The organism is Citrobacter tructae, assembly GCF_004684345.1.
Lineage (GTDB): Bacteria > Pseudomonadota > Gammaproteobacteria > Enterobacterales > Enterobacteriaceae > Citrobacter > Citrobacter tructae.
This window is the reverse complement of sequence record NZ_CP038469.1, coordinates 4566102-4592006: the sequence shown is the minus strand read 5'-3', so window position 1 is coordinate 4592006 and position 25905 is coordinate 4566102. Positions and strand designations below refer to the sequence as shown.

23 protein-coding genes are annotated in these 25905 nt (G+C 48.9%); 8 read left to right on the top strand and 15 right to left on the bottom strand.

Features of this window, described 5'->3' with window-relative positions:
- The first annotated feature begins 279 nt into the window (after positions 1-279).
- The 4 genes from srlA to E4Z61_RS22615 are packed head-to-tail and all read left to right on the top strand — an operon-like array spanning position 280 to position 3173.
- Positions 280-801, top strand: a complete 522-nt coding sequence (gene srlA / locus E4Z61_RS22630; RefSeq protein ID WP_135324672.1) for a PTS glucitol/sorbitol transporter subunit IIC — start codon at positions 280-282, stop codon at positions 799-801.
- Positions 798-1172, top strand: a complete 375-nt coding sequence (locus E4Z61_RS22625) for a PTS glucitol/sorbitol transporter subunit IIA (protein ID WP_088144763.1) — start codon at positions 798-800, stop codon at positions 1170-1172. The genes srlA and E4Z61_RS22625 overlap by 4 nt, the downstream gene beginning before the upstream one ends.
- The gene (srlE, locus tag E4Z61_RS22620) at positions 1169-2149 is read left to right on the top strand and encodes a PTS glucitol/sorbitol transporter subunit IIB (RefSeq protein ID WP_135324671.1); all 981 of its coding nucleotides are present in this window, start codon (positions 1169-1171) and stop codon (positions 2147-2149) included. The genes E4Z61_RS22625 and srlE overlap by 4 nt, the downstream gene beginning before the upstream one ends.
- A 10-nt stretch (positions 2150-2159) precedes the next feature.
- Positions 2160-3173: a Gfo/Idh/MocA family protein gene (locus tag E4Z61_RS22615; RefSeq protein WP_135324670.1), complete on the top strand. Its 1014-nt coding sequence runs from the start codon at positions 2160-2162 to the stop codon at positions 3171-3173.
- A 177-nt stretch (positions 3174-3350) separates the two neighbouring features.
- On the opposite strand, the gene E4Z61_RS22610 is transcribed toward E4Z61_RS22615, so the two are convergent.
- From E4Z61_RS22610 to ptsG, 5 genes are all read right to left on the bottom strand, one after another.
- The gene (locus tag E4Z61_RS22610; RefSeq protein WP_135324669.1) at positions 3351-4025 is read right to left on the bottom strand and encodes a hypothetical protein; all 675 of its coding nucleotides are present in this window, start codon (positions 4023-4025) and stop codon (positions 3351-3353) included.
- A 495-nt stretch (positions 4026-4520) separates the two neighbouring features.
- Positions 4521-5156, bottom strand: a complete 636-nt coding sequence (gene hxlA / locus E4Z61_RS22605; protein WP_135324668.1) for a 3-hexulose-6-phosphate synthase — start codon at positions 5154-5156, stop codon at positions 4521-4523.
- A gap of 24 nt (positions 5157-5180) precedes the next feature.
- A complete protein-coding gene (hxlB, locus tag E4Z61_RS22600) occupies positions 5181-5744 on the bottom strand; it encodes a 6-phospho-3-hexuloisomerase (RefSeq protein WP_135324983.1) in 564 nt (187 codons plus the stop codon).
- Entirely contained in the window at positions 5744-6586 is an 843-nt protein-coding gene (locus E4Z61_RS22595) for a glucose-6-phosphate isomerase family protein (protein WP_135324667.1), read from the bottom strand. The genes hxlB and E4Z61_RS22595 overlap by 1 nt, the downstream gene beginning before the upstream one ends.
- Positions 6583-8109 (bottom strand): glucose-specific PTS transporter subunit IIBC, encoded by a 1527-nt coding sequence (ptsG, locus tag E4Z61_RS22590; RefSeq protein ID WP_135324666.1) that lies wholly within the window; start codon positions 8107-8109, stop codon positions 6583-6585. The genes E4Z61_RS22595 and ptsG overlap by 4 nt, the downstream gene beginning before the upstream one ends.
- Positions 8110-8331: 222 nt before the next feature.
- On the opposite strand from ptsG, the gene E4Z61_RS22585 reads away from it, so the two are divergent.
- Positions 8332-10011, top strand: coding sequence for an SgrR family transcriptional regulator (locus E4Z61_RS22585; protein ID WP_135324665.1), 1680 nt, complete (start codon positions 8332-8334; stop codon positions 10009-10011).
- Positions 10012-10168: 157 nt separating this feature from the next.
- Here the strand turns inward: E4Z61_RS22585 and E4Z61_RS23975 are convergent, their stop codons facing one another.
- The 7 genes from E4Z61_RS23975 to E4Z61_RS22550 form a co-directional block, all read right to left on the bottom strand.
- Complete coding sequence (locus E4Z61_RS23975) at positions 10169-10234, bottom strand: type II toxin-antitoxin system CcdA family antitoxin (RefSeq protein WP_205746901.1); 66 nt, start codon at positions 10232-10234, stop codon at positions 10169-10171.
- A gap of 663 nt (positions 10235-10897) precedes the next feature.
- A complete protein-coding gene (locus tag E4Z61_RS22575; protein ID WP_135324664.1) occupies positions 10898-11845 on the bottom strand; it encodes a hypothetical protein in 948 nt (315 codons plus the stop codon).
- 190 nt (positions 11846-12035) lie between these two features.
- Positions 12036-12737, bottom strand: a complete 702-nt coding sequence (locus E4Z61_RS22570) for an NlpC/P60 family protein (protein ID WP_135324663.1) — start codon at positions 12735-12737, stop codon at positions 12036-12038.
- A gap of 750 nt (positions 12738-13487) precedes the next feature.
- Positions 13488-15008 (bottom strand): glutamate/gamma-aminobutyrate antiporter, encoded by a 1521-nt coding sequence (gene gadC / locus E4Z61_RS22565; RefSeq protein WP_135324662.1) that lies wholly within the window; start codon positions 15006-15008, stop codon positions 13488-13490.
- A 102-nt stretch (positions 15009-15110) separates the two neighbouring features.
- A complete protein-coding gene (gene gad, locus E4Z61_RS22560) occupies positions 15111-16502 on the bottom strand; it encodes a glutamate decarboxylase (RefSeq protein WP_135324661.1) in 1392 nt (463 codons plus the stop codon).
- Between the two features lie 57 nt (positions 16503-16559).
- Positions 16560-16868 (bottom strand): HdeA/HdeB family chaperone, encoded by a 309-nt coding sequence (locus E4Z61_RS22555; RefSeq protein WP_420808691.1) that lies wholly within the window; start codon positions 16866-16868, stop codon positions 16560-16562.
- 20 nt (positions 16869-16888) lie between these two features.
- Positions 16889-17485, bottom strand: a complete 597-nt coding sequence (locus tag E4Z61_RS22550; protein ID WP_135324660.1) for a DUF308 domain-containing protein — start codon at positions 17483-17485, stop codon at positions 16889-16891.
- 277 nt (positions 17486-17762) lie between these two features.
- On the opposite strand from E4Z61_RS22550, the gene E4Z61_RS22545 reads away from it, so the two are divergent.
- Positions 17763-18389, top strand: coding sequence for a YfdX family protein (locus E4Z61_RS22545; protein WP_135324659.1), 627 nt, complete (start codon positions 17763-17765; stop codon positions 18387-18389).
- 75 nt (positions 18390-18464) lie between these two features.
- Here E4Z61_RS22545 and E4Z61_RS22540 read toward each other — a convergent pair whose 3' ends face one another.
- The 3 genes from E4Z61_RS22540 to E4Z61_RS22530 form a co-directional block, all read right to left on the bottom strand.
- A complete protein-coding gene (locus tag E4Z61_RS22540) occupies positions 18465-21707 on the bottom strand; it encodes a response regulator (protein ID WP_135324658.1) in 3243 nt (1080 codons plus the stop codon).
- 4 nt (positions 21708-21711) lie between these two features.
- On the bottom strand, positions 21712-22326 hold the full coding sequence (gene evgA, locus E4Z61_RS22535; RefSeq protein WP_135324657.1) for an acid-sensing system DNA-binding response regulator EvgA: 615 nt from the start codon (positions 22324-22326) through the stop codon (positions 21712-21714).
- Positions 22327-22675: 349 nt separating this feature from the next.
- Positions 22676-22972, bottom strand: a complete 297-nt coding sequence (locus tag E4Z61_RS22530) for a hypothetical protein (protein WP_135324656.1) — start codon at positions 22970-22972, stop codon at positions 22676-22678.
- 384 nt (positions 22973-23356) lie between these two features.
- Here E4Z61_RS22530 and E4Z61_RS22525 point away from each other — a divergent pair, with 384 nt between their 5' ends.
- Together E4Z61_RS22525 and E4Z61_RS23970 are read left to right on the top strand one after the other, a co-directional pair.
- Entirely contained in the window at positions 23357-24397 is a 1041-nt protein-coding gene (locus E4Z61_RS22525; RefSeq protein ID WP_135324655.1) for a hypothetical protein, read from the top strand.
- A gap of 3 nt (positions 24398-24400) precedes the next feature.
- The gene (locus E4Z61_RS23970; RefSeq protein WP_205746875.1) at positions 24401-25681 is read left to right on the top strand and encodes a glycoside hydrolase family protein; all 1281 of its coding nucleotides are present in this window, start codon (positions 24401-24403) and stop codon (positions 25679-25681) included.
- Positions 25682-25905: the final 224 nt, after the last annotated feature.

The following is a 25905-nucleotide window of genomic DNA, read 5'->3' as shown; positions in this document are numbered from 1 at the left end:
AATTTTCGATCTAATCTATCTGTATAAATTGCAGACAATCACCCTCTGCAAACCCAACTGCTGAGCATCGCATACTCAGGGCTGAATTGCCACGTATCCGCTCGTCCTGAAAACCGCTCAGTTCACAAAAACACGCCACAAGCGGGGATAACAAAGAAAGCAGTATGAGCCATAGCTGTTTATCGCCATTACCGGAGCCCCAGACGCTTACGCCTGTCATGCCTTAACCTCTGTCTCATAAGTCTGTGCGCTCCGGGCCTTTTACCCGGAGGACACCTTATGTGGACAGTCAGCCTCGCTGAGGCGTTTATTCATGTATTCCAGGCCGCAGGCAAAATCTTCCTCGACATGATGACGGGACTTATCCCGATGCTCATCTGCCTGCTGCTGGCCATCAACTTCCTGATGAAGCTGGTCGGCACCGTACGGATGGAGAAGGTCGCGGCCCTGCTCGGCCGCTCGCGCATCCTCACCTACGGCGTGCTGCCGGTGCTCGGCTGGTTCTTTATGAGCAGCCCCGGCGCGCTGACCCTCGGCAAGCTCTTACCTGAGAAGAGCAAGCCCGGCTATGAGGATGCGCTCGGTACCACCGCCCATCCGCTTACCAGCCTGTTTCCCCACGTGGTACCGTCGGAGCTGTTCGTCTGGCTTGGCGTCGCCGCCGGGATTAAGGCGCTCGGCCTGCCCGTCACTTCACTGGCGCTGCGCTATATCGCCGCCGCCATGCTGATTGGTTTAATCCGCGGGATTATCACCGAGTACCTGTTCCTGCGCCTCAGCAAACGGGGGAACGAACCATGATGACCTACTGCGCGCGTATCGTCGCTATCGGCCTGTTTGTCGCCGATGGCCTCACCGACAAAATGCTCATCACCTTCGACAGCAACGGGCCGAAGGACTGTCTGGACTACTCCCTGTCACTGGAACCGACCATGCGGGAAGAAAATCTGTTCATTCTGCCAGGCGATACCCTGCTGCTGGCCGGATACAGCTACCTCATTACGGCTGTGGGCAGAGAAGCACAGCAGTCGCTGTTTGAGCTCGGCCATCTGACGATGAAATTTGACGGCAGCCTGAATGCCTTCCATCCCGGCGTGGTCCATCTGTCCGGCCCGGTGCCATTGCTCCCGGCCCTGCACGGAGAACTGATGATTGCGGAGGGACGACCATGAACACGGTACTCATTCCCCCTGGTCCCGGCGGCTACGGCAAGGGGCTGTGGCTGCCCGTTGGCAGCGGCAAAAAGGTACTGTCGCTGACCGGACGCGAAATCCATCCGGTGGCGATAGAAATCAGCGCGCTCACCGAATCGGAAATTGTCAACGGCTTCGCTGATATCCCACCGGATAACGACATTCTGTGCGTGGTGATTAACTGCGCCGGGTCCCTGCGCTGCGGCCTGTATCCGCAGAAGGGCATCCCGACCATCAACGTGCTCCCCACCTGGCGCGCCGGGCCGCTGGCGCAGTTTATTAGCGAGGAGAACTACGTCTCCGGCGTGACGATGGAGCAACTGGTTCTGGTGGATACCGCCGAAGCCCCGGACGGTGAACCGGAATCCGTGCCTGTCGCTGCGCCACGGGTCATCATCACTCCGCCGCCTCCACGTGGCGCGGAGAAACTGGTGCGCATGGTCGAGCAGACCGGCACCGCCGTCGGCCATGTTATCGCCCTGCTGTTCGCCGCCAGCCGCGAGGCGGTGGACGTGTCCCTGCGCAACGTTATCCCGTTTATGGCCTTTGTCTCGCTGCTGATTGCGCTGGTGCAGGAGACCGCGCTCGGCAGCCTGATTGCCCACGCCCTGACGCCGCTGGCGAACTCGTTGTGGGGGCTGGTGCTGCTGTCGCTCATCTGCGGCATTCCGTTCCTCTCGCCGGTGCTCGGGCCGGGTGCGGCCATCTCGCAGGTGATTGGCGTGATGATTGGCACGCAGATTGGCGCGGGCGCAATATCCCCGGCCTTTGCCCTGCCCGCCCTGTTTGCCATCAACGTGCAGGTCGGCTGCGACTTTGTCCCTGTAGGACTCTCCATGCAGGAGGCAAAGCCGGAGACTATCGCGAAGGGCGTCCCCGCCTTTCTGCTTTCGCGTCAGTTAACCGGACCGCTGGCCGTCATCATCGGCTGGCTGTTTTCCCTGGGCTTATTCTGAGGACTCAAATATGAACAAAATCAGAACCGCCGTGGTCGGTGCGGGTATCTACGGCAAACACCATATGAATGCGTACCGCCATAACCCGGACACGGTGCTGGTCGCCATCTGCGACACCGATGCAGAACGCTGCGACGACCTCGCCATGTCATACGGCATCATGGGCTATACCCGGCTGGAAACGCTGCTGGAAGAGGAAGCCATCGACGTGGTCTCGGTGGCGACACCGGATCCGTACCACACCGAATCCATCCTCACCGCCCTGCGCCACGGCAAACATGTGCTGGCGGAAAAGCCGCTCGCCACCTCGGTACGCGAGTGTGAGCTTATCGTGGAGATGGCGCAGCAGCGGGACCTGCTGGTCGGCGTCGATTTCCACAAGCGCTGGGACCCGGCGGTAATGCGCATTAAGGCCGAACTGGAGAAGCCGGAAGCCGGGCGCATCCTGCGCGGCCATATCAGCATGGACGACGTGATTAGCGTGCCGACGGAGTGGCTGGACTGGGCGGGCGCAAGCTCTCCGGTATGGTTTCTCGGTTCCCACTGCTTTGACCTTGTACGGTATCTCTCCGGCCAGGAGGTGGTGTCGGTGTATGCCGTCGGGCAGAAGCGGCTGACGGTCGAATGCGGCCTCGACACCTTCGACAGCGTGCAGAGCCTGCTGACAATGGCCGATGGCAGTTCGTGGGTGGTGGAAAACTCGTGGGTGCTGCCGGAGGGCTTTCCGAAGGACAACGACGGGCGTATTGATATCCTCTGCGAGGCAACCTATATCCGCAGCACCTCGCAGCATCGCGGGCTGGAAATCACCACGCCGGGCATGACGCTCACACCCAACAGCTATTTCATCAACTACCGCAACGGCGTTGCCAGCGGTTTCGGTATCGACCCGATAAACGACTTTGTACGGGCCGTCAGGAACAAGTCACCCTACCCGATCACCGCCGTAGACGGGCTGGCGGTAAGCCGGATCTGCGAGGCGGTACACCGCAGTCTGGAGAGCGGCAAACCTGAACACTCATAATGTCATAACTTTAAGGGCTGTGCCTTTATGCTATGTCAGAATGGTAAGGCCCTTAACCCAGCTATCAAGTCAAAGTGCAGGGATTATTAGAAAGCATGGTCCGATGTGAGCGAACAACGGACATTCAGAATGCATACTTACATTGTCCTGTCTTATAGATGGGAATCGTTAAAAAACTCAATAAAAAGTAGCTAAACTAACTATCTTGGAGTTGTCGCCTGTTATGGCTGTTACCCTATATATTAAGCTATTTCCTTTAAAGGATTCTACCATGTATCCACCGTCTTCAAACTGCTTGAGTTGGACCTTATTCCCTAATAAATCGATGCCGTTTTTATAATAGCAAAAACGTACATTGCCAAATTTCTCATCTTTAGGCTTGGTGGATTTAATACTTCTGAAGCATGAGGAAACGTCCTCGTTATAATAAATTGGTATATTTATTCGCAACTCTATTTTTTTGACAGAATGCTCAGAGATAGTAGTAGGGGATTGTAAATTGTCTAAGGTTTTATTGTCTAAAGGGTTGAACATGCTAGTGTAACTCACCGCAGCGTCGTTCTTAATTAATTCGACTTCGATTTTTTTTATTGTAACAGGCCTGCTCATGTTATTTGATACTTCAAGGATTATCGAAGCGGGGCCAGCAAATCTAGTATAATCTCCATATAGTGCTTTGGGCACATAAATATCTTTGTTTAATTCTAATTCGGAACTGGCTACAAAGCCTGTATTAACGGCCACCTCAAGCTTATCTGTTTCTGGTTTAAATTGATTATAAGAGGTAAATGCAGCAAGAATTAGCCCGGACATGGCTATAATAGTGTTTATATCTTCACGTTTCATTAACATCGTCACGGTTCATTAATGTCTAAAAATTAATTTTAAAAGCCATTATATATCAAAGATGTAATTTTCCTAGGAGAGATGTCCGCTCCTAACACTCATCAGACATTTGAGATCTTCCTTTTCCCACCGAGTCACTAGCATGAATTGCAGTAACTAAACCGAGATGTCTATCCCGGAATTTGGATATTGGCAGTATCCTCTTGATACTTATGCTACTGCCGTGTAAGCGACCGTCTCTCTGACATGTTCCTTGGTAAAAGCATGCAGCAGATGGCCTGGGGTTCCGCCAAGCCCCCTACGCTGCGCAATGATTTCGTCATAGTAGATAGGGGCTTTGACAATGATAAAATCCATATGGAGTATTTATCAAATCCCTATGAATAATCGAGCCACCAGCGCGAAGGGAGTTAATCCACGATTCAGACTGAAGGCATAATCTTATGGTTATTCCGACATCTGGCACACAGTCGCGCCAGATGTCGTTCTGTTCGTCTAACCTCAATGATGTTGCAACAACTCCTGTGATATCTTCCTTGCCTCAACAGCCGGATCCGCCGCATGCGTGATCGCTGATCCCACAATCACCACATCCGGACCTAACAGCGCATAGTCCTTCACCGTCTGGCTGCTGATGCCGCCTGCGACGGCAATCCGGGCTTTCCGGCGCGCCTTCAGCATCGTTATCAAATCATCAATCGGCTTGCGTCCCGCCGCCTGCTGGTCGGTGCCGGTGTGTACCGCCAGCATATCCGCCCCCGCTTCTTCTAGCAGGCGGACCCGCGCGGGCAGATCGTCGACGCAGATCATATCCACCACCACTTGTTTTCCCGTCTCTTTTGCCGCCCGGATACACGCTTGGATCGTTAAAACATCCGTCACGCCCAGAACCGTAACGTAGTCTGCGCCAGCATCAAATAACAGCCGGGACTCGAAATATCCCCCATCCATAATTTTCGCATCCGCCAGTACTTCCTTATGCGGATATTTTTCTTTAATGGCTTTAATTGCGTTCACGCCTTCCCGAATTAGAAAAGGCGTGCCCACTTCAATAATATCAACGTCGTCAACCACCTTATCAATAAATACCAGCGCTTCAGGCAGGGTTAACTCGTCCAGGGCAAGCTGTAATTTCATGTTGGTTTCCTTGTGTCGAATGACTTATTCGAGGTTGGCGTGCAGCGCAAAGCCTTTGGTTAAGCGATATCCCGTCGACTGCGCCAGATTCACAATCATGGCGTCGCCCAGCACCATGACCGCCTCTTCAAACAGGCTGCCGCCGGGCAGAATACCTTTCACATTCTCAGGTCCATCCGGCAGTTTGTCGGTATAGGCCGGGATCCTGATCACCACATCCGCCAGATTCCCCAACGTGGACTCGGGGAAAATGGTCAGCAGGGCCACGGTGCCGCCCAGCTTCTTCGCTTTCGCTGCCACATTCACCAGCGAAGCCGTTTCGCCCGATGCGCTGGCCAGCAGCAGCAGGTCGCCTTTTTGCAGCGCAGGCGTCACCACATCGCCGACAACATGCACCTTCAGGCCGATATGCATCAGGCGCATCGCAAAAGCTTTCAGCATCAACAGCGAACGGCCTGCGCCAAAAACAAATATCGCGTTCGCGTCAGCAATGGCCTGCTCCAGACACGCCAGCGCAGCGCCATCAATCCGCGACATCACCTGATTCAGGTCGCTACAGGCAACGCCTGCAACAGATTGCGTTTCCATCATGCGTCCTCCTGACAGAGCGGGAATAAATCATCCTCATACTGGAGCATCCCCATGATTTCCCGGACATAGTTATCGACATGCCCCAGAAAATGAAAACGTTCCGGTGCGGCGCGGTAGCGCTGGTAAAGCGGCGTATCGAAGGTGATGCCAAGATGCGGGTTCTCTTTGACGGTGGCGAATTTGATGCGCGGAATACGCGGGTAGTAGTGATTCTTGCGCACGCAGAGCTGCCCGTTCTCTTCCACGATGTAGCAGGCCATACCGTGGTAAAACTGCACCGTGTCGTAGTGAACCGCGCAGGGTTTATACGCCAGGTTGCTGAACACCAGCGGCCCGTCACCGATATTGATTGAGCAGTGGCCGTAATTCGGCGGCACGATAATGCTCTGCCCCTCCTTCACCACCGCCACGATAAGATCGCCCACCAGCAGATCTTTTGGCGGGACGGCAAAATCCGGCGACTTTTGCAGGATATATGCCGCCGTACCCTTAATCACCTCATACACTTCCGGATGGGTGTTGCGCCGCGTGTCGTTATAGCCGTGATAATGACCGCTGGTTTTCTTGCGCTCATGGCCAATCGTTCCCGGCATGATGATGGTGATGTCATACTGATACTGGTCAGCAGCAAGCCGTTCGTGATCCTCCGCAAAGCTGAGCCCGCGATAAACATCGTAAGTCGGTTCATCACGCTGTGCTTCAGTGAACTCCGGTAATACCACCGCCATCTGTCCGGCGCTTTTGCGGCCAAAGCCGAGATAGTTCAGCGGCGGTTTCAGCGCCATCACGCCGTCGTCATCGAGATACAGCGGCAAGCCGCTGTGGTGTAGCTGTTTCATTTTGCCTCCTGTGTATACGCGTTAGCTGCGCGGATCGCTTCTTTCAGCCGATCGGATTTCATACCAAAGACGCTCTGGATGTTGTTCCCGACCTCGACGACGCCCGCCGCGCCAAGCTGTTTCAGCAGCGCTTTGTCCACCAGCGTCTTATCCGTCACGTCAATGCGCAGACGCGACATGCAGGCTTCGATGCTGGTCATATTTCCCAGCCCGCCATAGGCCAGAATGATGCCGCTCACCAGGTCGTCCTGTTCGTTTTCCTGCGCCACAGCGTTTTCTTCGACTTCACGCCCCGGCGTCAGCAAATTCCAGCGGCGGATGGCAAAGGTAAACAGGGCGTAGTACAGCGCTCCCATCACCAGCCCGACCGGAAACACCATGTACCAGTGAGGCGCTCGCGGCAGGACGCCAAAGAACAGATAGTCGATAAGCCCGCCGGAGAAAGAGAGCCCGATGTGCACGCGGAACCACTCCATCAGCAGGAACACCAGCCCCGCTAAGACGGCGTGAATGCCATACAGCACAGGCGCAACAAACAGGAAGGAGAACTCAATCGGCTCGGTGATGCCGCAAACAATGGAGGTGATCGCGCCAGAGAGCATAATGCCCTTCACCCGCGCTCTGTTTTCCGGGCTGGCGCAGCGGTAGATCGCCAGCGCAATCGCCGGAATGCAGAACATCTTGATCGGCGTCAGCCCGGCCATAAAGGTTCCGGCGGTAATCGGCACCTGGTCTTTCAGCTGGGCAAAGAAGATGAGTTGGTCGCCATGCACCACCTGCCCGGCTTTGTTCACGTACTCGCCAAACTGCAGCCAGAACGTCGGCCACCAGACATGGTTAAGGCCAAACGGGATCAGCAGCCGCTCGACAAAACCGAACAGGAAGGCGGACACGCCCGGCCCCTGCACCGTCATGGTATTCGACAGGCCATTAATCAGATGCTGAACCGGCGGCCAGACCACCGCCATCACCAGCCCGACAAACAGCGCGGCGAAGGAGGTCACTATCGGCACAAATCGCTTGCCGGAGAAGAACTCCAGCCATGAAGGAAGCTGGATGCGGTAATAGCGTTTATACAGCCAGGCGGCAATAATCCCGATAATGATGCCGCCAAACACGCCGGTCTGCAGCGAAGGGATGCCCAGCACCATCGTGTAGTCACGCACCTGCGCCACCGATTCGGGCGTGATCCCCAGAAACTGGCCGATGGTGACGTTCATAATCAAAAACCCGGCGATCGCCGACAGCCCGGCAATGCCCTGATCGTCACTAAGTCCCACCGCCACGCCGACCGCAAACAGCAGCGGCAGGTTGGCGAAAATCGCACTGCCCGCTTCCGCCATCAGCTTCAGCACGTGAACCAGCCAGTCAGTGCCGAGAAACGGCAGGCTGGCGACAATATTGGGATCCTGAAAGCTAACACCAAAAGCCAGCAAAATACCGGCGGCAGGCAGCATGGCAATGGGGATCATGAGCGATCGCCCGATGCTTTGTAACATTTGCAGAAGGTTGAATCTTTTCATCTCGATCTCCTGAGCGCGTCTTTATGACAGGGATTCGCACAACAGCAGGTTCTGCTCCGAACACCTTCAGTATCCGAACCCGAGATGATTAAAAAAACAGCAATCAAAGACGAAAGTTATTTCCGGTTTTCGCTTAAAACCGGAAAATTTATGAGGACAATCACGCCAGAAACCGTCAGAAAGGGATAAAAGAGGAAATCGCGTTCGGCGGGAGGGCATCACATGAATATCTTCGAGGCGCATTTTCGCAGGCTGCACGCCCGCTACGGCGCAGGTCAGACGCACGAATTACAGATGCAGGAGATCGCCGCCATCTTCGGCTGTTCGGTGCGTAATTGCCGTATTGCGCTGAAAAAGATGCATCAGGAAAAATGGCTCGACTGGCAGCCGCAGCGCGGACGCGGCAAGCGCTCACGGCTCCACCTGTTAACCTCGCCGGAAAAGCTGTTCAGCCAGAATGTCAATAAGCTGCTGGAGAAGCAGGATTACGGCAACGTGCTGCGGTTTATCGGCAACGACAAGTATCTGCTGGATCGCCTGAACCTGTGGCGCTTTGGGGTACAGGATAAAAGCAGCGAAACGCGGGTACGCATCCCCTACTATCGCAATCTGGATCCGCTTAACCCGCTCGTCCCCCTGCGACGGACCGAACGCCACCTCCTGCGCCAGTGCCTGAGCGGACTGACGCGCTATGACGCCGTTCAGGGCAAGATCGTCCCTGATATCGCCCACTACTGGACCCACAACGAGGACTTTACCCGCTGGGAGTTCTGGCTGAAATCCACCACCCGCTTTGCCGATGGCAGCGAACTGGATGCCTGCGCCGTTCAGCACTGCCTGCTCGCCGCCAGCCAGAGCCCGCAGTTCGCCCCGCTTTTCAGCTCAATAAAAACCATTACCGCTAGCGCGCCATGGCATCTGGCGATTGAAACGCATCATCCTGTCAGGCGGCTCGACTGCCTGCTCGCCACCCAGCCGACAATGCTGTTTGATTACCAGCACGGACACATCCGCTGTACCGGCGCTTTCCATCTTCAGGAGCACAGCGACAACTTTATGGTTCTGCGGCGCAATCAACACTGGCACCAGGCGCGGCCCGGACTGGAGGAGATCACCATTTTCACCTGGGCACCGCAGCATATCAGCATGAGCTTTATTCCCCTGCTACGGGGCGAGGAGGCACAGGATGACCGCCCGCTCAACGAGCGTAGTCTGGAGCAGGGCTGCTGCTTTGTGCTGCTCGACGGTGATGGGGCCTTTGCAGATGAGGCCGGAAGACGATTTATCAATTACCTGCTGCAACCTGTCGAACTCCTCAGCCAGACGCAGCTTCCCGACGAATACGCGCGCATCCTCTCCGTGGCTCAGGGCATGCTGCCGCAGTGGAACCACCGCCCGGTGGATTTCGGCGGGATCACCGCGCCGTTTAACCTGCGTCAGCCGGTTATCATCAGCACCTTTCAGCAGCCGGAACTGGTGGAGCTTGCCGGGGCGATTCACCGCCTACTTGAGCGCTGGCATATTCGCGCCGAAATACGGATCGACGCGTTTGATAGCTTTAACAGCCAGCCGCGCCCTCCTGCGGATATCTGGCTCAGTAACTTTATGCTTGATACCCTTTCGGTTCCGGCGTTTCTGGAATGGCTGGCTTCCACCGCGCTGTTTACGCGCTTGCCTGAAGCCCAGCGACAAAACCTGAACACCCTGCTGCCGACGATTCTGAACAGCGACGATGAGCATGCATTCGCCACCATTGCCGCCTTTTTCCATGAGATGACCCACCAGCGATATGTCATTCCTTTGCTGCATCACTGGATGGAATTTGCGACCGAGAAGTCATTTACCTGGCGGGATTTAAATACGCTGGGATGGCCGGATTTCAGCCAACTTTGGCTCGAATAATGCTACGCCCGCAAAAGCTCGCTAAAGGGCCTTTAAAGGCCTTTAAGGGTAAGGGAGGGAAGTGCGCCATTGTGGCTGTCAATTCGTTTCGTCAACACTTAAAAGAACGCGTATAAACTACAACCTCAGCGTTACGGTTAATCCTGAAGAGCTGTGCTTAAAATGTCCTGTAGTCATCACTAAAATGTCCGTACTCATCGTGGAAGCAGTTTAGCGCCTCCAGCCCTTCCTGATTTTCTTCATGCGTGAGAGAACTGGCCTACTTTTTCGTTTCTGGATCAGCGGGAGTTGCGTCCGGCATAACTGCAACATTCCTTGTGGTGCATCGTATCATTCTGCATTCCCAATTCTATTCGTTTAAGTATTTTAGGTACGGCTGAGATAGCCGTGGTTTGGTTTTAACCCTGAGACAAATCTAAAATCTACGCCCGCAAAGGCTCGCTTTAGCGAGCCTTTGCGGGCAGCATTTCTGGATAATTATCCATTAAAGCCTCACCGGAGATGCAAAACACCATCGCTGCGTATACGTAAGCATTGGGTTCACTACTCAATTAGCATTTTTACAAAAAACACAAATGTTTCTTAAGATTGTCTGTAAGTAATTTTTTTGAATTCTGTGGCTCAACATCGCCCGTTACGTTACTAATCACCCTCCGGTCTTCAATCAAAATCGAAGTAAAAGGTAATCAATAGTATTCTATGCTACGTGCCTCTTACATTCCTATTATGTTTGTCATGACTCCGCTTAGTAATAAACTTAAGGCTGCCAAAAACACTTTGATTGATATTAAGTTTAGTAGCAACATCTTGCGCGTCAGATGATTCATCGATAGGTAATATATACAGCATTAGATATTTACAGTCATATTTTTCTACCCGGGTATTATTAATGATAAATCTTTATATTGTTATCATTAAATTCTTTAATTTTAGAGTTCAGCATTTCATTACTCAACCCCTTCACATCCCCATTCAAATTTTTGATGGTATCATTGCCTGAAATGATAAATGAGGAGTTTTTATCCAAATCATAAACAGTTGATGGTAAATTCACTAGCGTAGCGCTCGGCAACTTAATGTCATTCACTTCCGCATTAAAATCACTTACTTTCTCCTTTGCCAAAATCTTATTTTCCGTAGATAAATTCAACCTAGTAACATCTATACCTGATTTTTTTAAAACCAATGGAATATAAAGAATTCCATACTGGCTAACTTCCTCATAATCACTATTAGTCCCGTAAAGAGTTCCATTAATTTTAACAAAATATGTTAATTCTGCTTTAGCATCAGCCTTATTATATTTTTTTAACCATATTTTTCTTTGTATGACCCCCTGTACCATGTATACCTCATCGTACTGCTTGATATCTCCAGCCCTCTCCAGGAAATTTTTTAACCCCTGATAATATTCATCACTGCTTGTATCGGTAACCCAGCGTGAACCTTGAACAACTTGGAATTCTACTGCTGTTTCAGCTGATGCAGCTATCGAGAATATATTACCAAGTCCGACACTACCAGTCGCTCCCACCTTTTTAATTATGCTTCTGGTTATTACTGAATCATTTTTTTCTTCTACAGGTAATTTTGCGGATATAGTGAGCGGTTCTGGTTTTCCGATGTTTTTTAAAATAACAACTCTTCCCACCAGTCTTTTAGGCTCAATTGGTATATCTGTGACCCAAGTAACAGCCTCCCCCCCAGCGTTCATGAGACTGTATTCATCCTTTAAAGAAGTATTATCATTTTCGGTTGCTTTTGCTTTCATATTGCATGATGAGATAAAAAACACTGCAAAAATAGCACCTGTAAATCTATAAATGGACATCATGATATCACCTTTATAAAACGATGTGCCTAAGTAGATTATATCCAATTGCCACTTTATTTCACAATTCCGAATCAATAACAAAAATATTATATATAGGGCATCAGATAAATTTTAATCACATATTACAATTCAACACTAAAACACTCGAACGAACTATAATGAGCTTTTAATAAAAAATAAAACTTATATTCTACAATTCATTCCATGACAGCGTCCCACCAACTACTGTTGGTTTGATAGAGTGTTGAGGTAATGCTAATACAGACGGCCAAAAGCTGCCAAGTAAACGTATTTTAGAAATGTTAGCAAAACACACCTTATCGCTTTGGTTCCCCCCAATGATACGATAACTCTCAGTATTCTCTCCCATATATATACCTACATGCCCCTTGTTTCCGCCAGCACCTTCACGTGAAAAAACCATGATAGCGCCTAGCGTAGGTTGTGTCTTGACGCCAAAATTTAGCCAGTTTCTTGCTTTCAGTGGATTCGATGGTAATGGTTCATCTGGTAAAGTGGTATTAATGCAATGAGCAATGAATAAACCACACCATGGAACTTCATCACCACTATAAGGAAGATTTAGGTCTTCAGCCCATTCTAGTATTTTAACATTAGAACCAACCCCTGGCGTTTCTGTTACACCAAATAAGCGGATTGCTTCAATTAACCAGACAAGATCCACTGGGACAACATTTTCTGGTTGAACACCGCTATTTTCGGGAAACATTTTTGATAAAGTTTTTGGCCCGGGAATACCATCTATGTGCAAATTATTATTCTTCTGAAAAACTTTAACAGCCTTGATGGTTTTTTTTCCATAGAATCCGTCAACCGGCCCAGCATCAATTCCAATTTTATTAAGGCGTGCTTGAATGTCGGCTATTTTCATTTTGTACCCCTCTGTGAAAGAGTAAAAAATCAAATGATGTATTTATTTTTCTAAAAACCGTAATAAACGGTTAAACATTACAATACAATAATTAAAAGTGCCAAGTCCTGCAAGTGGCGTTAAAGTTATAAAAATATCATTAAAATCATAATCTTATTATTTTCAGCACAGAAAAAAATAATAGAAAATCACTTTAAAACAGTCATATATATCGGGAATTGGTATGCATTTCACGTTAATCGAATGAAATATAGTCAGCAGCTTTTCTGCATGGGCGGAATGTTCATTAGAGTACGTAGAACACTTACTGGCTCGAAAGCAAAGCGGCAATCATCAAACCACATGATTCAGGCACAATATCCGTAACCAGTAAGCACATACTCTGAACCACTTAAAAGCATATATCTCAGGGTGCGAATGACTATACCAAGAACAGACTCGAATGATGAAAACGACACTCTTACAATTTCCAGCAAAGTTAGAACCAATACGCCTCAACATTCAACTTAAAAATCAATAAGATACAAAAACCCCTTCCATATCAACATCATCGCCACTCTTTTTGCGCCTTCCCTTCCCCGCAAAAAATCAAAATCCCTAACAAACTCAACCACCTCCCCCACCAATTACAGGGACGCCAGCCCAAAATTCTCCATCGGTGATTACCAGAGTCATCCGATGAAGTCCTAGAAGCCCGCATGGCGCAAGCCCTGCGGGCTTTTTTGTGCCCACTTCCCCATCCGTTATCTTTTACCACTTCGGATAATGAGTAGAACGAGCTTTAGGATGAATGAAAAAATGTCCTGGCGGTGCATTATCTGTTTTCACCAACACCAAGTCCGGTACTTGTTTTTTGCTGTTTTTATTACGAAACAGGTAAACAATAAAAGGAAGGACAAAAACGAGAGCAAAACAGACTATCAGCAACTCTGCATACATCTCGTCCGCGTGAGTTCCCGGCAAAGAAGATGGTGGAATAAAAGAAACAGCAAATGCCAGCACCGAGACGATCAGACCAGAACAGGCGATAAGCAGTTTCACTTTTTTACCACCCGGGATCTGGAAAGCACGCTTTTTATCCTGCTGTTTGCAAACCAGTTGGATATACCCGAGAAACAGCATCAGATAACTGCACAGATAAATAACCACAGTAAGTGAAAGTGCTATCAGGAAAGACATATTGTTACCCCCTCCTGTATTAGTCAGCACAATTAACGCAATTGTTGTGATAATCAATTGGGAGAAAACCAACGCGACCGGCACACCATTTTTATTCACTTTGGCAAACCGGGTGGGTAACAGACCTTTTTGCGCAGTGACCAGCATTCCCCGAGACGGGCCCACAATCCACGACGCAATTTCAGCCAACACACCCAGCATCAGTAAGGCAGCCACGCTCCGAATCGCCCACTCAAAACCCGGCCCGTAAAAACCAATTAATGTACTGAATGCTTGCATGACGCCGGCAGAAAGATTGATCTCATCATGAGGGATCACCGCCGCAACAGACAGACCGCCAACCGAGCTAAGCCCAATAGCCGCAATAACCAGCAGGATCATTGCCAGGGGATAATCCCGGGAAGGGTTGCGCATTTCATTGACGTGGGTTGCCGACGCCTCTACCCCCATATAGCTGAGTACAAAGGCAACAAACACCACCAACGTACCGATCTGGGAAAAATCAGGAAAGAAGGAATGCGTCGATATCTCAATCGCAACAGGTTGACCTTTATAAATCCAGGCCAATGCCAGTACCACCAGTACGACGGCGGGTAATAAAATACCCAAAAAGAAACCAATTTTAGCAATGCGCGCAGTATAACGTGTGCCTTTAAATTGGGTTAGCGCCAGCCCCCATAAAATAATGACGGCGACAACCGTTTTAAGCAGCGGGTCAGTATTAATTTCCGGCCAGTTAAGAATATAAGAGAGTGCGCCCAGCACAAAGTAGAGCATCGGAATAAAGCCAACTGCAATTTGCAGGAAGCTAAAAGAGATCGCTGCAAATCCCCAGCGATCCCCTAGAGTATTAGAAACCCATGCAAAGACACCGCCCTCCTCCCAGCCTTCAACGGTAGCCATTTCCGCGGCACACAAGCCAACAGGAATAAACCAAAAGATCCCCCCCATTAACAGGAAAAAAATAAGGCTAAAACCGGAAGTCGCAAAAGTAGGATATTCATAAACAGCCATAACCATCGAAGCGGTGATGGCAAAAAAACCAAGCAGCGTAAGCTGCCTGGCGGGCACCTGAGTCGTTTTTGTGGACATAAGTCCCTCCGCATCAGCAGGCCTGAGACCTGTGCAGATGTTTATATAGTAACGAAGAGAGCCATGGCACCATGGCTCTCGGGTAGACGAGTGGGGAAGCGACTAACTGTGATTGAAGCCGCCGGCTTCCTCAGCGGTTAAAGGCTGGGTGACGGGATTTTTTTCCAGCGTATCAAGGGTGCGTTTGAGATCGTCAATCAGCAATTCAGCCAGATCCATACTCATGCCATGACGTACAAGGATGCGCTGCACAACCAAATCTTCACGATGGCTGGGCATGGAATAGGCCGGAACCTGCCAGCCACGGCTGCGCAGCCGGTCAGCCAGGTCGAACAGTGTGTATTGGCCATGTTGGAAATTAGATTTCAGTGTCCATGCTAGCGCAGGGATCCCTTTATGGCAGTCGCCATCAAAAACCATTTCAAACGGGCCAATTGCAGCAATTTCCTTCGCCAGATACTGAGCCACGGTATAACAGGACTGATGAATTTTACGATAGCCTTCATAGCCCAGACGCAGGAAGTTGTAGTACTGCGCAACTATCTGTCCACCAGGACGCGAGAAATTCAGTGCAAAGGTCGGCATATTGCCGCCGAGATAGTTAACATTGAAAATAAGATCTTGCGGCAGATCCTCTTTTTCACGCCATACAACCCAGCCCACACCCAGTGGAGCAAGACCAAATTTATGGCCGGAGGCATTAATCGATTTTACTCGCGACAGGCGGAAGTCCCAGACAAGCTCTGGCGCACAAAACGGTGCCAGGAAACCGCCGCTGGCGGCATCAACATGTATTGGGATATCGAGACCGGTCTGCTGGCAAAGCTGTTCCAGCGCATCATTAATTGCTTTTACAGGTTCATACTGACAGGTAAAGGTCACGCCCAGCGTCGGCACAACGCCAATCGTATTTTCATCCACGCGTTTGATGACTTCTTCAGGCGTCATTAACAAACGATCACCTTCCAGCGGGATTTCACGTAGCTCAACATCAAAATAGCGGGCGAATTTGTGCCAGCAAATCTGAACCGGGCCACAAATCATATTCGGCTTATCGGTGGGCTTTCCTGCCAGCTCACGGCGCTTACGCCATTGCCATTTCATCGCCAGACCACCGAGCATCGCGGCTTCTGAAGAACCAATAGTTGAACAGCCCAGAGTGTCAACAGCCGCAGGAGAATGCCACAGGTCGGCAAGCATGGTCACACAACGCCGTTCAATTTCGGCAGTCTGCGGGTACTCATCTTTATCAATCATATTTTTGTCGATGGAGAGATCCATCAACTGGCGAATCTCATCATCAACCCAGGTCTGGCAAAAAGTAGCCAGATTTTGCCGGGAGTTGCCGTCCAGCATCAGCTCATCATGAATTGCATTGTAAACATTACGTGGATTGCTTTCCTGCAGCGGAAACGCTGTTTTAGGCAAGAAGGTTGCCAACTCTATAGAAGCATAGACATCGTCATTTTCAACGGGCTCAATAAGTATTGTCATTGTTAATTCCTCATTCAAAATAGACTATTAAAATTTTTACTTAATCGTACGTACCAACTACTTTACTCTCCCTATGAGTTCACCCAATTTAGCACTCGGGGTTTGATGACATTGTTTAAGGATTTTCGGTACAGAAACAGTTTCCACCTCATGCAGGGAAACATAGTCATCACCTTTAAAATCACTATTTTTATTGACCACCACAAAGGCAATCGCCGTCATATATTTCGAACTCAGGTTTACGAATTCTTTGCAGGTCATATCTTGTGGTGCGACCTCAGTTGCTTCAGCAGCAAAAACACGATTCATCGAGGCTGAAATGGAGACCATCAGAATGACAGTAGAGATAATTATTTTAATGTTCACATACCCTCCTGTGTTTCACATTAATTTTTACCGAGTACTTTATCATCTTTAAAAAACGTCATATTTTTACGCAAGCGAATAAAACCAAAGGAGCTAAAAATCATCTCCAGACCAATAAAAATAGTAGTAAATAGATAAGATTTATCGGCATCCATATTCAGCCAGACGCCAGCGATAAGCAGATCAAAGATGCCAATAAAGACATTCCATCCATAGCCCGGACTACTAAACATTTTGAACCCGGAAACGATGCGAAAAATGCCACCAATAATGAATAAGCAGCAAAAAATCACGGCCAATGAACCCATGCCTACGATGGGATTGACAATAAAACTGTACCCCAGCAATAACCATGCGACAGAAAAAAGAGCATAGGTAAATGTAGCTCTCAACGACTGTTTACCAGAAGTAATCAGACTGTAGATAGAATAGCAGCCACATAACAGAAACATAAACCCTGTTGCATAGCTCAAATAAATGCCCGCAGCGATTGGGTAAATAAGGCAGCAAAAACCACAAATCAGCAACAATGCAGCCATAATTGTAGCGTGTCTTCTATAATGAAGCCGTGCTTTTTCATTAAACGCTCTCAGGCTATACTGGTTAAAAACAAACATACTTCCTCCGTCACCTTAAAAATACTGCACTGTCACATGGCAATATAAACAGACATCATCAATATCACTCATGAGAAGACAATAGAACTTATCACCAGCACACGTAAATAAGAACACTGGAAGATGTTAATACACCTATTCCTACACACGTCAGAATTCTGACACGTGTAAGATTATGACCTCACTATTTACCCCGCACTCTGATTCCACCTTTTTATTTTATTTATTATGCTAGCTTCGTTCAGTGACATATACCCATTTCATTCAGGAGAAGGTAATGAAAAAGATTATTCTGGCAGGTCTGCTTGCAACGATGATGAGTTCTACTCCGGTACTGGCAGCGACAACTACCACACCAGCGCAAGCGGCGAGCGCAAATGTACAAAAAGAAGCAGCAGATATTATGCAGGTTGCAGTGAAAGGTACTAATGCGATGCGTGATATTCAGTTTGCAAGACTGGCCCTGTTTCATGGACAGCCTGACAGCGCCAAAAAATTAACGGATGACGCAGCCTCCCTGCTGGCGGGCGATAGCAGCGACTGGGCGAAGTTTGTCAAAACAGACGCCAAAGCGAAGATGATTGATGATCAATATGTGATTATTAATGCTACGGTAGCAGTATCAGAAGACTATATTGCCAGCCCGGAAAAAGAAACCGCGATCAAAACAGCGAATGGCAAAATGGCCAAAGGTGACTGGAAAGGTGCGGTGGATACCTTGCAACTGGCTGGAATCAGCGTGGCTCAGACGCAATACCTGATGCCGCTTAACCAGACTCGTAAAGCCGTTGCCAGCGCCGAAAAACTGCTGTCCTCTGGCAAATACTATGAGGCTAATCTGGCGCTCAAAGGTGCGGAAGAAGGTATTGTCATCGATAGTGAAGTGCTGGGTGCGGGCCAATAATACTCGCCACGCGGATTGCAGAAATAGTGATAGTCCTCTTCTGAACGGGTAGCAACGGCTACCCGTTCAGGCCAGTCAATGGCTGATTAAACTATCAATCTCAATCTCAATTTCCCGTACAACAGCAACAATTTTCTGTAATACCTCCTGGCGTAATGCCAGAGGCAGATTGTCTTGTTGCATTGACTCAAAAGGTTCACACAGCGTCTGAAGTGCGGTAATTCCCAGAATTTGAGCCGATCCGTGTAACCGATGGAGAGCGCGTAAAAATAACTGCGGTTCATCTTGTGCAACAGCGCTCTCAGCGGCTTGTAAATCGCTAACCGTCGCCTCGCGAAAGGTTTCCAGTATTTCGTTCATTAACGCGCGATCCCCGCCGGTATTTTCAGTCAGAACATTGAATTTCAAATGTCGGATAGCGCAGGGAGAGGAGTAACCCTTATCGATTTTGCTCAATTCGTGGGTCAACGTCTGAATCGCTACGGGCTTGAACAAGCACAAATTCATACCGCTTTGCAGACATTCCTCACGTGACTGCGGGAGCGCGCTGGCCGTCAGACCCCATATTTGTAACTGTGCATGTTGACGACGTAGCGAGGCAGCGAGCGTCAGCCCGTCTTTCTTCGGCATATTCACATCAGTTATCAACAAGTCGTATGATTTCTTGGCCAGTTTGTCTTCAGCTTCTTCGCCATCACAGGCTTCATCCACGCTGTAGCCAATGGCATTTAACTGGCGCTTGAGCAGCAGTCGATTGGTCGGGTGATCGTCGGCAATAAGGATGGAGAGACACGGTAGCGGCAACAACGCACCTGCTGTATCGCCATCAGGCGCTTTCGACTGTCGGGCGGTTTCCACCGACAGTGTCATCGTAAAGGTGGTCCCTTGCGACTGGCGGCTCGTCATCTTGAGCGTACCGCCCATCAAGGTCACCAGTTCTTTGCAAATAAACAACCCCAGACCTGAACCGGTTTGTTGGCGGCCTTTAGGCGTTTGAGCATAACGGTGGAATAGCCCAGCCTGCTCTTCTTCGCTAATACCGCAGCCCGTGTCGCTGATGGTGATCGTCAGGATGCCCTGATTACCGCCTTCAGGAGTCAGATGAGCCGTGACATGAATATGCCCCTGCTCGGTAAACTTCAGTGCGTTACCTACCAGGTTGGTGAGTATTTGTCGCAAAGCCTGCTGATCAATAAACACCCGCTCGTGAGCCGGCAGTTGGCTGATGCAGCAAAGGTTAATGCCTTTCTGCCGGGCTAATGCGTCAAAAGAGTGACACTGCAATTCGATGAGTTGCGAGAGATCTGTCCACTGAGGAATAACCTGATATTTACCGGACTCTATTTTATCAACGTCCAGAATCTTTCCGATCAGCCCCAGCAACGATTGGGCTGTCGCCCCCGTAAGCGCAATTGCCTCTTTCCGTTGCACAGCGCTGAGTTCTGAACTAGACAGCAATTCCAGAAAACCAACAATCGAACTCACTGGCGTGCGTAATTCATGACTCATGCTCGCAAGAAAGCGGCTTTTGGCTTTGGTTGCCTCAATGGCTTTATTCTTTTCGGCTTCCAGTTCAAGGGATAATACCTCTTTGAGATGAAGTTGCTCCTCCAGTAACCGCTGCGATTGCTTTCTTTTGCGTACTTCGCGAGACAGTGACAGTCCCCAGATGAGACTGATCGCAATAAGCAATAGCGCAAAAACCACCAGTTGATAGAACTGCTTGCTAAAACGGCTCCAGATATCGACCTGTGTATTGGAAATTTTCGACCACTTCTCTGTCATCTGCAAAATTTCACGTGGCGGTATGGCTTGCAGCGCCTTATCCATAACGGACTTTAGTATTGGCTGATGCGAAGAGATAGCAAAACTAACGGACGCTCCAGGCATATCAGGAAGTCGAAAGAAGTGCATATTTTTCTGGTAATAATGATCAATCATGAACCTCGCCGACAATTCTGTCGCGATTGCAGCATCTACTTTTCCCTCCTTGACCATTGCCATGGCAATGCTGGCAGTATCCGCATTCACCCAGGTTGCCTGCGGATAACGTTGCTTTAAGTCATTTGCCAGAATATGCCCGGCAGGCAGAGCAATACGTATCGGTTTTTCCAGTAGCGATTCAGGAGTTTCCTGGGAAGAAGTGATCATCACGAAAGTAACATTCATCACGGGTTCACTGAATGCGGTATCCCCCTGAAACTTATCGGTTCGGACGATAGTAGGAAACATATCCCATTGCAGGCCATTCATATGCTTCATCTGTTCGCTTTTTGAGCTGACCAGAATCGGTTCAAACTCAAGACCTGTTTGCAGATGAATAATATTAAGTAAATCACCAAGGATGCCGCGCAACTCACCACCGTGCCCTACAAGCGTGTAGGGCGGGTAATCCGGGTTAATCAATATTCGGATGCGATGCGTCGTTTTCAGCCATTCTTTTTCCTGAGCGTTGAAAGGAATGGGGGCATTAAGATAAGTCAAATTTCCGCGATTCAACCAGTTTTGCATCACCTGCATATGCGTTTCATTACTGATTGACGAAATAAAACTATCAAGTATTTTGCTTAATAGTGGCTGTGCTTCATTGACCACAAAAAAGTTATACTGTTTTTGCTTATCAAAATAGTGAGTTATGACGAGTGATTGGGAATAATATCTGGAGATACAATGACTGCTGGTAATATTATTACCAATAAAATAGTGGTTATCACCGTTCACAACTGACGCCATGGCTTGATGTTCATCGTCGTAAAATGAAATCTTAGCATTCGGGAAAGTCGCCTGAATAACATCAAGAAAGGGACAATCCCGCACACACGCGACGTTTACCTTTTGCTCCGTTGTCAGTGGTAGCATGGTGTTTTTTATTGACGTCACCAGCGTCGGCCATGTTTTCAGCAATGCCGCGGTACGCAGCAAATGCCCCCCCATGTCCTTTCGTCTGGATAACTGCGTTAACAATGTATCGACATCATTATTAGAGAGCGCAGCAAGCGCCTGCTCCTCATTATCATACTGTTTTATGGTAACTTTCACGTTGAGACTTTTTTGCATTAGCGCAAGGTAATCCGCGTTGACCCCACGATAATATTCGTTGCTATGTTGATAGACAATCGGAGAAACCTCCGGTAACCATGTCCCCACAACCAATGTTTTTTTATGCATTAACCAGTTTATTTCTTCGCTGGTTAAATTACTGTTTTGCACTGGTGTATTGTAGTTACTTTTCAATTCAAGTTGCTGAGCAGAACTGGCACCCACAGATAACCCGATGGCAAATATGGCCATCAGAAATACTAACAAGCGTACTTGCATATCCCTACCCTATTTTATTCCTTTGCGCATAATCATAAAGTTCCATTAATGATGAGCAATTTAACTTTTCCATTAAGCGACTTTTGTAGGTGCTGACTGTTTTATTGCTTATGTTCATTTTACTGGCAATGGTGCTGTAATCTATTCCGCTAAGAATATAGCGCAATACTTTCATTTCCTGTGCAGACAACGCATCAAGCTTGTCCTGCTCAGTAATGGATGTCCCCGTAAAATGTTCAAGTGAGAAAGGGAAATAGCTATAACCATTGTTGGCAGCGTCGATTGCGGCAAGAATATTGTTCATGCCCTCTTTTTTACTCACAAATCCGTTAGCACCGTACTCCGCGCTGCGTTTGCCATAAAAAATTTCATTTTTCGCTGAAATGATAATGATTACACCCGCATAGTGTCGCTTGCGTAATTGCTCCAGCACCTCAATGCCACTGATACCCGGAATATCGACATCAACAATCAACAGTTCCGGTTTGATTTTTTCCACGGCGTGTACCACCCCCTCTCCGCTGTCAAGCTCAGCGGTTACAGTGATACCGTTAGTTTCGAGTAAATTTCGGATGGCAATACGAGCCAATGGGTGATCATCAACGATTATCGCGTTCATAGCGTATGAGAATCCCGATAAAAAAGTGAGGCGATGCCTAATGAGCAGGTGAGGCTTCAATATTATAATTTACAGATTTCAGCCTTTAGACTGTAAACTCTAACATAGTCACTATGTGTATCATTATTAATTTTTATAAAAACAAGAGAAAATCGCCAATGAAACATCAAAGACCACAAAATTAACATTTTGAATATACCGAACACTCTAAACATTAACACGATATATAGGATACGTCCTACACATGTAAGAAAACCCTCTCATTTATTATCACCTGTTCTTAATGAAATAAAGAACAGAAACCAACCCGGGTTTTCACCCATATTAAGTTAACAAACTACATATAAAATCATATATTAAAAATAAATCCGGCCAGTGCGCTAAATATTGCCGCAGTAAACGTAAAGCCCCAGTAAACCCCACTCCATCTTGCCGCATTTGATCGTGTCTCTTCGTAATTCATCAAAATTGCGTTAGCTATCTGGAACCGATCGCCAGTTGGCTCGTTAAGTTCAGGCTGGAGGGAAGTACCCAGGCTATCCGTGCGCGGCCAGGATAAGGCAATCGTAGCGGCAATAATCAAAACAACGATGCAGATGATGGCGTAAATCGGCATCCTGATTGTGCGTACTGAATTTAAGGCCATGACCGCCTCCCGTGTTGTCCGGCGAAACCGGCGCTTCGGTTTGCGGCACATTTGATTACTATAGGTGACTGCATCATGGTATGACCTACGAAATTAGAGTGATGCGCTCCCTATGTGATAAATGAAAAAAGCTGCCATTAATTTCTATCAAGTATATTTTTCAAACTCACCTATTGCTATTAGATGTGGGCAGTGAAAATTTTCTATACTAGATAACAATTATTATATTTAACGTTCTCGATAGTATGCTTAATACACAGAAGTAATTATGTTTCTGCTGACATTTATTAAATAAGCCAAGCTTCTGATGCGATAACGTCAGTTGTTTGTCTTCGTGAGTTCAATTGTAGCGTGCAGGTAATGCAAGTAAGTGAGATAACCATCATGCAACTAAGTGAGCTAAAAATAGGTGAGAAGGATGCGGCAGGGATCGTCGTTTTCGATATTTATACAATAAACTCAAAATGTTATGCCGTATATCGCACCAAAGCTCGGGTTATGGTGCAATTCGCCGACGATCACACTCTCGCTGAATCACAACGACAAAAATTGGCCTCTCTGGCGGCACTGCGAGGGCAAATCAACAGCCTCATTGATGGCTGGTACAACAGTAAAAGCGATGAGCTGAAAAAAAGGGCAGAACATCTGGACCGCCGAGTTGCCGATGCACTGATCACTGCGCTGGAAGGGGATCAGCCTAATGCCTCAGAAATACTGACTGAAATTCGCAACGAAGTGATTGTCGACCGTAAATCGCGGGCTCGTTTTCTTTATCTTATATCGGCCTCACTTGCAGCCCTCATTTTCACCATTGCACTCGTTATAGTGTGTCTTATCCGCCATTCCCCAAATATTGAATATGGCGTTGCCGGTGGGATTTTAGGAGCCTTCTTCTCTATCAGTATCGGCATTCGCTCCCGCACTATCCGAACCGATCTCCACTGGCGCGATAATACCAGTGATGCCGTTCTTCGTGTTGCGGTGGGTATGATCGCCGGGTTTGTCATTGTTTGTCTTTATCGTCTGGGATTTATTGACTGGCTGAAATTTCCTCAGAGTTTAACGTCGAGTTTGTGGATGCCTAATTTCATATTGGGTTTCCTCGGAGGCTTCGCTGAACGATTAATTCCTGACCTCCTGTCCAAAGTCGCTTCTGGAAATGGCAGCGCTATTCCAGAGCAAGACGCGGCCGTTAACGCCAGTAAAAAACCAGTGGATACATCAACATCGGCATCGGTCTCTGGTACTGCTGTGGCAACAACATCGGTGCCACATGCCGAAGACAACATTGATTCTTGCCTCTGCGATGCTCAACCCGTTGCCGGCGAGGAAGTAACCCTGGATTCGGATCTACCTGTCGCAACAGGAGGCGTTACTCGCGAAAATGTCGCGCCATCACCACCGCCTCAGAGTAAGGGGGTATAAATCATGGCCTATTCTCTCACCTGGCTTCCCGATGTGATGGAGGCGGCTGGTCTCAAGGTTGCTGAGTGTCCCGGATGGCGGACGCGTGGGCGCGGCGACGTCGGGTCGATTCGCGGCGTGATGTGCCATCATACTGCCGGAGCCCCACAAGGCGTGATGCCCAGCCTCAATACGCTCATTAATGGGCGAGCCGCATCGGCAAATGCCCAGGCGCTTGCGGGCCCACTGGCGCAAATTGGGCTCGCGCGAGATGGTACGGTATTCATTGTCGCTGCGGGTCGAGCCAACCATGCAGGCGCAGGGAGTTGGCATGGCATTGACACCGGCAACAGTAGTTTCATTGGTATAGAGGCTGAAAATACGGGTGTCGGCGAACGGTGGTCAGAGGTGCAACTTGATGCGTATTATCGCTGTGTCGCAGCGATACTCAAATATATTGGCGCATCAGAAAACATGGCGTGCGGGCATAAAGAGTTCGCGCTGCCGCCAGGCAGGAAGAACGATCCGACTCTTGATATGGCAGTCTTTCGTAATCAGGTCGGCCAAATCTTACGCGGCACAGCACAAGTCCGTCCTGCGATTCCCGCGATGGACTCCAGCGGCAGATCTACGTTGCGACGCGGTGCTAAGGGCGATCTGGTCAAACAAATCCAAACCATCATTGAAATACCCGAGGACGGAATTTACGGCCCGCACACTGAGGCTGCTGTGCGTGTTTTTCAGCGCGATCACGACCTGGTACCGGACGGCATAGTTGGCCCCAAAACCTGGAACGTACTGCTTCAATTAGCTGTATTGCCAGCCGTGCAACGCATAATTACACCACCTGTTGGGGTGGCAAAATTTAAACCCGATCAAGCCTGTATTGACCTCATCAAACATTTTGAAAGCTGCGAATTAGAGGCCTATCCTGACCCAGGAAGCGGAGGCGAACCCTGGACTATCGGCTGGGGAAGTACGGGGCCAGATATTACTAAAGGGACCAAATGGACGCAGGCTGAATGTGACCAACGTTTTGCTAGCGATCTTGCAATTTACGGGAACAAGGTTGCTGCTCTGCTGGGTAACGCGGTGACATCTGTCCACCAGTTTGGTGCACTGACCAGCTTTGCTTACAACGCAGGTATAAATGCGCTCGCTGATTCAACACTGTTACGCAAGCACAAAGCGGGCAATTTTGAAGGAGCCGCAGAAGAATTTGGTCGTTGGGTTTATGGTTCAGGAAAGGTGCTGCCGGGCCTGATTCGCCGCCGCAAGGAAGAAGCGAAAATGTATCGATCATGATGAAGGAGGGTTCATTACCCAGCCCCCTCCTGAATCATACTTATATTTTCAGGGTGATTTTATGGCTATATAAAGGCCGTGGCAGAAATATTTCGCGATACCATTAATCGCGCTATCGGCTGGGTTATTCTATAGATACTGTTTTATAGGTCGGACAAGCACAGTGGAACGCCTTCGCAAAAACACATGAAAAGCCCTCAGCACAAGTTGAGGGCTTTTTTGCG

Excerpts from the sequence above, each read along its gene's own strand:
- srlA (WP_135324672.1), top strand. The coding sequence starts at position 280 with ATGTGGACAGTCAGCCTCGCTGAGGCGTTTATTCATGTATTCCAGGCC.
- E4Z61_RS22625 (WP_088144763.1), top strand. The coding sequence starts at position 798 with ATGATGACCTACTGCGCGCGTATCGTCGCTATCGGCCTGTTTGTCGCC.
- srlE (WP_135324671.1), top strand. The coding sequence starts at position 1,169 with ATGAACACGGTACTCATTCCCCCTGGTCCCGGCGGCTACGGCAAGGGG.
- E4Z61_RS22615 (WP_135324670.1), top strand. The coding sequence starts at position 2,160 with ATGAACAAAATCAGAACCGCCGTGGTCGGTGCGGGTATCTACGGCAAA.
- E4Z61_RS22610 (WP_135324669.1), bottom strand. The coding sequence starts at position 4,025 with ATGTTAATGAAACGTGAAGATATAAACACTATTATAGCCATGTCCGGG.
- hxlA (WP_135324668.1), bottom strand. The coding sequence starts at position 5,156 with ATGAAATTACAGCTTGCCCTGGACGAGTTAACCCTGCCTGAAGCGCTG.
- hxlB (WP_135324983.1), bottom strand. The coding sequence starts at position 5,744 with ATGGAAACGCAATCTGTTGCAGGCGTTGCCTGTAGCGACCTGAATCAG.
- E4Z61_RS22595 (WP_135324667.1), bottom strand. The coding sequence starts at position 6,586 with ATGAAACAGCTACACCACAGCGGCTTGCCGCTGTATCTCGATGACGAC.
- ptsG (WP_135324666.1), bottom strand. The coding sequence starts at position 8,109 with ATGAAAAGATTCAACCTTCTGCAAATGTTACAAAGCATCGGGCGATCG.
- E4Z61_RS22585 (WP_135324665.1), top strand. The coding sequence starts at position 8,332 with ATGAATATCTTCGAGGCGCATTTTCGCAGGCTGCACGCCCGCTACGGC.
- E4Z61_RS22575 (WP_135324664.1), bottom strand. The coding sequence starts at position 11,845 with ATGATGTCCATTTATAGATTTACAGGTGCTATTTTTGCAGTGTTTTTT.
- E4Z61_RS22570 (WP_135324663.1), bottom strand. The coding sequence starts at position 12,737 with ATGAAAATAGCCGACATTCAAGCACGCCTTAATAAAATTGGAATTGAT.
- gadC (WP_135324662.1), bottom strand. The coding sequence starts at position 15,008 with ATGTCCACAAAAACGACTCAGGTGCCCGCCAGGCAGCTTACGCTGCTT.
- gad (WP_135324661.1), bottom strand. The coding sequence starts at position 16,502 with ATGACAATACTTATTGAGCCCGTTGAAAATGACGATGTCTATGCTTCT.
- E4Z61_RS22550 (WP_135324660.1), bottom strand. The coding sequence starts at position 17,485 with ATGTTTGTTTTTAACCAGTATAGCCTGAGAGCGTTTAATGAAAAAGCA.
- E4Z61_RS22545 (WP_135324659.1), top strand. The coding sequence starts at position 17,763 with ATGAAAAAGATTATTCTGGCAGGTCTGCTTGCAACGATGATGAGTTCT.
- E4Z61_RS22540 (WP_135324658.1), bottom strand. The coding sequence starts at position 21,707 with ATGCAAGTACGCTTGTTAGTATTTCTGATGGCCATATTTGCCATCGGG.
- evgA (WP_135324657.1), bottom strand. The coding sequence starts at position 22,326 with ATGAACGCGATAATCGTTGATGATCACCCATTGGCTCGTATTGCCATC.
- E4Z61_RS22530 (WP_135324656.1), bottom strand. The coding sequence starts at position 22,972 with ATGGCCTTAAATTCAGTACGCACAATCAGGATGCCGATTTACGCCATC.
- E4Z61_RS22525 (WP_135324655.1), top strand. The coding sequence starts at position 23,357 with ATGCAACTAAGTGAGCTAAAAATAGGTGAGAAGGATGCGGCAGGGATC.
- E4Z61_RS23970 (WP_205746875.1), top strand. The coding sequence starts at position 24,401 with ATGGCCTATTCTCTCACCTGGCTTCCCGATGTGATGGAGGCGGCTGGT.